This is a genomic window from Granulosicoccus sp. 3-233 (assembly GCF_052681095.1).
Window position 1 is genome coordinate 1 of the sequence record NZ_JBQYLE010000049.1, and the last position, 1419, is coordinate 1419.

Below are 1419 nucleotides of genomic sequence, written 5' to 3' on the forward strand. Positions count from 1 at the left end.
TATCATCAGTGCATCACCCGCACTTGCTGCTAGCCCGAAAGTGGTCGACATCCTGCGCCCAGCACCACCCAGAACACTCGAAGAGGCTCATGCCCAGATCGATGGGCTGTGGGGCATTGTCACTGAACTCAAACACCAGAACGAAGAGCTTCGCGAGCAGGTAAACGAGCTGAGCGAACGCATTGGCAAGAGTTCGCGCAATTCATCTCGTCCGCCCTCGTCGGACTCCACCACCCAGCGGGCCAAACGACGCAAGAAACCAAAGTCTCATCGACGTCAGGGGGCGCAACCGGGTCATATCCGTCATGACAGGCCGCTTGTCAGCGAGCAGGATGTCGACAAGATTCAGCGCTATTTTCCCGATGCGCAATGCGGCTGTGGTGGCTCGGTCGCCATCGAGCCCGAGCCTCGATGCCGCCATCAGGTCTTTGATATTCCCCAGGTACGCTTTTCGCTCATTGAACACCAACTGTTTTCCGGGCACTGTGGAAATTGTGGCCGCTATCATGCGGCCCACACACCGGACAGCATACCCAGTGGCCAGATGGGACCGAACCTGGTGGCGCTGATCGCCCATCTCTCGGGCCGGTATCATTTGACGATTCGCCAGATTCAGGATTACCTGCAGGAGCACTGGCAGCTTCATTTCAGCATCGGCGCCATCTCCCAGGCACAAGCCAAGGCAACGCAGGCACTGGCCGAGCCCTATCGTCAGATTGGCGATTATGTGCGTAGTCAGCCAGTGGCCCATGCCGATGAAACACGGCATTTTCGCGGTGTTGAGTGCCGCTGGCTGTGGGCCCTGGTCACGCGCAAGGCCAGCTATTTCCTGGTCCATCACTCCCGAGGCAAGGTGGCGGCTGACACCTTGCTCGGCGGGTTTCCGGGCTTTCTGGTGACCGATGATTTCGGTGGCTACAACCGTGTCGAGAATGAACGGCGCCAGCTGTGCTGGCCTCATCTGATTCGCAAGTTCATCGATATCAGCGAACGTGTTGGAAACGGCGGCAAGATCGGGCGACGACTGTTACTGATTTCCCATGCCGTTATTCGAACACGACACCGGTGGCAGGAGGGCAGGATCAAAGAGCTCGTTTATTGGCGACGGATGAATCGATTGAGGCAGAGTTTCCAGCAGACCTTGAAACGCGGTGCGCGACTACGAATCGATGGGCGAACCAAACGCCAATGTATTCACCTGCAATCGCGAGAATCCATGTGCTGGACGTTCCTGCAAGACCACCGCATACCACTGGATAACAACATCGCCGAGAGGGATCTGCGCTCCTATGTGATCTGGCGAAAGCTGAGTTTTGCCAGCCAATCCTATCAGGGCGATCAATTCAGACCGTTGATACTGAGCATCATCAGCACCGCCCACAAGATCGGAATTTCAAGCTATCACTTCATTCGCGCAGC

Annotated in this window: 1 protein-coding gene; it reads left to right on the forward strand. The window is 56.7% G+C overall.

The window, feature by feature from the left end; all coding sequences use genetic code 11:
• On the forward strand, positions 1–1419 hold a 1419-nt coding region (gene tnpC, locus ACUNV4_RS30355; RefSeq protein WP_430882427.1), incomplete at both ends, for an IS66 family transposase.